Here is a 5,139-nt window from a genome sequence, read left to right on the forward strand (position 1 = left end):
TGTTCCAAGTCTAGTACACTAACCGCTAAGATTCTTACGAGGATCGAAGCATGGGAAAGTATACAGCTTTTGACACGTTGTAGACCGCGAGGTTTACAGCTTGGCTGCCCTTCTCGGGGCGGCACCGGAAGGAATGAGTTTTAACCCTTGGGTTAGAACCTTGCTCTTTCTGGATCAAATCAAGCGCGAAAAGGGCGTTTGGTGGATGCCTAGGCAGTAAGAGGCGATGAAGGACGTGATACCCTGCGTTAAGCTATGGTGAGCCGGGAATAGGCTTTGACCCATAGATCTCCGAATGGGGAAACCCACCTGACAGTTTGTTATAATTACCTTTGGTAATTTATAATGGGCTGAACCAGGTACTTTAATCCTGAATACATAGGGGTTTTAGAGCAAACCCGGGGAACTGAAACATCTAAGTACCCGGAGGAAAGGAAATCAATAGAGACTCCGCTAGTAGTGGCGAGCGAACGCGGACCAGCCGAGCCCAGAAGAGTGAGTAGAATGGTCTGGAAAGGCCAGCAATATAGGGTGACAGCCCCGTATACGAAGCTCCATGGGACATATTAAGTAGGGCGGGACACGTGAAATCCTGTTCGAAGATCGGGGGACCACCCCCGAAGGCTAAGTACTCCTTACTGACCGATAGCGAACCAGTACCGTGAGGGAAAGGTGAAAAGCACCCCGACAAGGGGAGTGAAACAGTACCTGAAACCGGACGCCTACAAGCAGTCGGAGGGACATCAGTCCTGACGGCGTACCTTTTGTATAATGGGTCAACGACTTGGTCTCACATGCAAGCTTAAGCCGTTAGGTGTAGGCGCAGCGAAAGCGAGTCTTAAAAGGGCGACAGAGTTTGTGGGATCAGACCCGAAACCAGATGATCTAGCCATGAGCAGGATGAAGGTAAGGTAACACTTACTGGAGGTCCGAACCAACACCCGTTGAAAAGGGTCTGGATGACTTGTGGCTAGGGGTGAAAGGCCAATCAAATCTGGAGATAGCTGGTTCTCCGCGAAAGCTATTTAGGTAGCGCCTCGGACGAATACCATTGGGGGTAGAGCACTACATGGATGATGGGGGCCCACAGCCTTACTGAGTCTAAGTAAACTCCGAATACCAATGAGTACTATCCGGGAGACACACGGCGGGTGCTAACGTCCGTCGTGAAGAGGGAAACAACCCTGACCTGCAGCTAAGGCCCCTAATTCGTAGTTAAGTGGGAAAGCATGTGGGACGGCCAAAACAACCAGGAGGTTGGCTTAGAAGCAGCCATCCTTTAAAGATAGCGTAACAGCTCACTGGTCTAGATAAGCTGTCCTGCGGCGAAGATGTAACGGGGCTCAAACTACGAGCCGAAGCTCAGGATGTGCAGCAATGCACGTGGTAGCGGAGCGTTCTGTGATATAGGACGCTGTGTCTTTAGTGACTTCGGTCATTACGGACACAATGTGCTTTCTGTGAAGCCGGGCTGTAAGGCATCCGGTGGAGAGATCAGAAGCGAGAATGTTGACATGAGTAGCGACAAAGAGGGTGAGAGACCCTCTCGCCGAAAGTCCAAGGGTTCCTGCTTAAAGCTAATCTGAGCAGGGTAAGCCGGCCCCTAAGGCGAGGCCGAAAGGCGTAGTCGATGGGAACCAGGTTAATATTCCTGGGCCGTGACGTGGTGACGGATCTCAAAGGTAGTTTGCCCTTATCGGATTGGGTGGGCTGCTCAGAGGTCCCTGGAAATAGCCCGTCTATAAGACCGTACCCTAAACCGACACAGGTGGACTGGTAGAGAATACCAAGGCGCTTGAGAGAACCACATTTAAGGAACTCGGCAAAATGCCTCCGTAAGTTCGCGAGAAGGAGGCCCTATTCGGACGCAAGTCTGGGTAGGGGGCACAAACTAGGGGGTGGCGACTGTTTACTTAAAACACAGGGCTCTGCGAAGTCGTAAGACGACGTATAGGGTCTGACGCCTGCCCGGTGCTGGAAGGTTAAAAGGAGGGGTGCAAGCTCTGAATTGAAGCCCCAGTAAACGGCGGCCGTAACTATAACGGTCCTAAGGTAGCGAAATTCCTTGTCGGGTAAGTTCCGACCTGCACGAATGGCGTAACGATCTCCCCGCTGTCTCAAATGTGGACTCAGCGAAATTGAACTGTGTGTCAAGATGCACACTTCCCGCGGTTAGACGGAAAGACCCCATGCACCTTTACTATAGCTTCGCACTGGCATCAGGATTGAGATGTGCAGGATAGGTGGTAGGCATCGAACCGGGGACGCCAGTCCTCGTGGAGCCTTCCTTGAGATACCACCCTTCTTACTCTTGATGTCTAACCGCGGTCCGTTATCCGGATCCGGGACCCTGCGTGGTGGGTAGTTTGACTGGGGCGGTCGCCTCCTAAACAGTAACGGAGGCGCGCGAAGGTTGGCTCAGAGCGGTCGGAAATCGCTCGTTGAGTGCAATGGCAGAAGCCAGCCTGACTGCAAGACTGACAAGTCGAGCAGAGACGAAAGTCGGTCATAGTGATCCGGTGGTCCCAAGTGGGAGGGCCATCGCTCAACGGATAAAAGGTACGCTGGGGATAACAGGCTGATGATGCCCAAGAGTCCATATCGACGGCATCGTTTGGCACCTCGATGTCGGCTCATCTCATCCTGGGGCTGGAGCAGGTCCCAAGGGTACGGCTGTTCGCCGTTTAAAGAGGTACGTGAGCTGGGTTTAGAACGTCGTGAGACAGTTCGGTCCCTATCTGCCGTGGGTGTAGGAGATTTGAGAAGAGTTGCCCCTAGTACGAGAGGACCGGGGTGAACGTTCCACTGGTGGACCAGTTATCATGCCAATGGTAGTGCTGGGTAGCTATGAACGGACAGGATAACCGCTGAAGGCATCTAAGCGGGAAGCCCCCTTCAAAACAAGATCTCCCTTGAGAGCCGTGGAAGACCACCACGTCGATAGGCCAGAGATGTAAGTGCGGTAACGCATTCAGTTGACTGGTACTAATTGCTCGATAGGCTTGATTTGATCCAGAAACAGCAAGGTTAAGCTTCGGCTACGACCCCTGCTTCGGAAAACAACTCAAAAGCAAACATCACTACGTCACAAAGTGACGGCAGTGTAAAAACATGGAACATTGGTTAGTCGCATAAACTAACCACTGATGTTGTAATCCCTGACAAACATCAGGGATGCGTTTCTTTCTCGGTTTGGTGGTCATAGCGCGAGCAAAACACCCGATCCCATCCCGAACTCGGCCGTTAAGTGCCGTCGCGCCAATGGTACTGCGTCTTAAGACGTGGGAGAGTAGGTCACCGCCAAACCTAGTAAGAAACGTAACCTCTCAAAACGATACAAACAAAATCCCCAAAACAAAAATATTTTGGGGTACCAATGGGCCCTACGCAATCGCGATGACCCAAATCGGCGCGGGATGGAGCAGCTCGGTAGCTCGTCAGGCTCATAACCTGAAGGTCGTAGGTTCAAATCCTACTCCCGCAACCACTTTAACCGAACCAGCATTAATAACTGCGTCGGCACCGGGTTGGGCCAGTCCTACAAGGGCTGTGATCGCCCCTTCTAGATCAATCCTCACGCCGCTGTCGGTCTCGTGGATCGTCACCGACTGGATCAGCCCGCGAATAGTTTCCAGCGCCATCGGTCGGATCTCGGGATCGGTGAGCGTTGCTGACAATTCCTCCACCTTCCGACGATAGATCTCGCTCAACCGCGGATGTAGACGCACCGGTGATGGCGCAGGTGCCGCCAGCTTGGTGTCAATCATGCCAAGCCTTGCCTCCAAATCTTCGAGTTTGGTTTTGAGGCCTGCTGTGCGCAAGCCGTCGGCGATGGCATCATAGAGCCCGTCAAGACGGCGGGTGACCTGACGTCGTTCCGCTTCAAGGCGCGCGCGTATAGCACCCTCCTCGGCGCGTCCGGCATTCATCTCACGGCTGACGGATGTGACGAAGGCAGCCACAGCATCGGGGCGCATCAAGCGCTCACGCAACAGGTTCAGGACAGCTGCTTCGAGCTCGTTGCGCTTGAACGAGCGCCTTTGGGTGCAGGTCCCAAGCTTGCGCGCGGCAGAACAGGCGAGGTAATCCTTGCCGACTGCGGCAAAGCCACCGCCGCAGCAGCCGCAGCGCAGCAGGCCCGTCAGCAAATGGGTTGTGCGCTTCTTCTCCCAGAACCGGGTTTCTTTGATTGCCTGCACGCGCGGAGTGGCATCGATCTCGCCTTGGCGGCGCTTGACGCGCGCCCATAGCGCATCGTTGACGACCCGCATCTCTGGCACCTCGGTGATTATCCACTGCTCGCGCGGATTGAGCCGGGACACACGGCGTCCACTTTCCGGGTCCTTGATGTAGCGCAGCCGGTTCCAGATCAGGCGTCCGATATAGAGCTCATTGTTCAGCAGCCCTGTGCCACGAGTACGGTGGCCGCGAATGGCAGTGTCGCGCCACGGCTTGCCACGGGGACCGGGGATATGTTCTGCATTCAGCCGTCGGGCGATGGCCTTGGGGGACACGCCGTCGCTGAACTCCGCAAATATCCTGCGGATCAGGGCGGCGTGGTCGGCATTGATTGTGCGTTCGCCGGTAACGGGCATGCCGTCCGGTCCAAGACGGCGCACCACATCATAACCGTAGCTATTGCCACCTCCAGACAGGCCCGCTTCGACGCGCCCGCGCAAGCCGCGATGTGTCTTGGCCGCGAGGTCTTTGAGAAAGAGCGTAAGCGTCCGGTCTGCCTGCTCTGCCGCTGAGAGAGTGTAATCGATAGTGTCCGCTTAGGATAGCGGACACTATGGGGCAGCGAATGGCGCGTCGGGCGAAGAGACTTTGGACGGATGAAGAGAAGCGGTCGATCTGTTTTCAGACGACAGCAGCGGGCGTGTCAGTGGCACAGGTTGCGCGGCGCTATGCGATGAATGCGAACATGATTTTCAAGTGGTTGCGTGATCCCCGGTATGCGCCCACTCCTGACGCCGTTGAAGATGTGGCGGTTGAGGCACCCTGTTTCTTACCAGTTGAGATTGTTGACCGTCCCCGGACTGAATACACGGTCCCGCCGCCTGACCCCAAGTCCGGGCAAGGCACGATTGAGATTGATGTCGCCGGAGGCCACCGGCTGAGGATCATAGGTGCCTATGA

General features: G+C 55.0%; 3 protein-coding genes, 1 tRNA gene and 2 rRNA genes. 5 read left to right on the top strand and 1 reads right to left on the bottom strand.

All coding sequences use genetic code 11. From position 1 onward, the window contains the following. The first annotated feature begins 177 nt into the window (after positions 1-177). The 3 genes from AKU79_RS00055 to AKU79_RS00065 all read left to right on the top strand — a co-directional run bounded on the left by AKU79_RS00055 (position 178) and on the right by AKU79_RS00065 (position 3,487). Positions 178-3,010 (top strand): 23S ribosomal RNA (locus tag AKU79_RS00055). Between the two features lie 181 nt (positions 3,011-3,191). Next, positions 3,192-3,306: ribosomal RNA gene (gene rrf, locus AKU79_RS00060) — 5S ribosomal RNA — on the top strand. 104 nt (positions 3,307-3,410) lie between these two features. After that, positions 3,411-3,487 (top strand) — tRNA-Met (locus AKU79_RS00065). Here AKU79_RS00065 and AKU79_RS18765 read toward each other — a convergent pair. Beyond that, complete coding sequence (locus AKU79_RS18765) at positions 3,444-4,514, bottom strand: recombinase family protein (protein WP_231580059.1); 1,071 nt, start codon at positions 4,512-4,514, stop codon at positions 3,444-3,446. The two genes, AKU79_RS00065 and AKU79_RS18765, sit on opposite strands and share 44 nt — an antisense overlap. Here AKU79_RS18765 and AKU79_RS19595 point away from each other — a divergent pair. Next, positions 4,473-4,751, top strand: a complete 279-nt coding sequence (locus tag AKU79_RS19595) for a hypothetical protein (protein ID WP_050521560.1) — start codon at positions 4,473-4,475, stop codon at positions 4,749-4,751. The genes AKU79_RS18765 and AKU79_RS19595 overlap by 42 nt on opposite strands. Before the next feature lie 53 nt (positions 4,752-4,804). After that, the coding region (tnpA, locus tag AKU79_RS19600; RefSeq protein ID WP_082223849.1) for an IS66-like element accessory protein TnpA at positions 4,805-5,139 on the top strand (335 nt) is incomplete at its 3' end.

It is taken from the genome of Pseudorhodobacter wandonensis (genome assembly GCF_001202035.1).
Classification (GTDB): Bacteria; Pseudomonadota; Alphaproteobacteria; order Rhodobacterales; family Rhodobacteraceae; genus Pseudorhodobacter; species Pseudorhodobacter wandonensis.

Coding starts and splice junctions, on each gene's coding strand:
- AKU79_RS19595 (WP_050521560.1), top strand. CDS start 4,473: ATGTTCTGCATTCAGCCGTCGGGCGATGGCCTTGGGGGACACGCCGTC.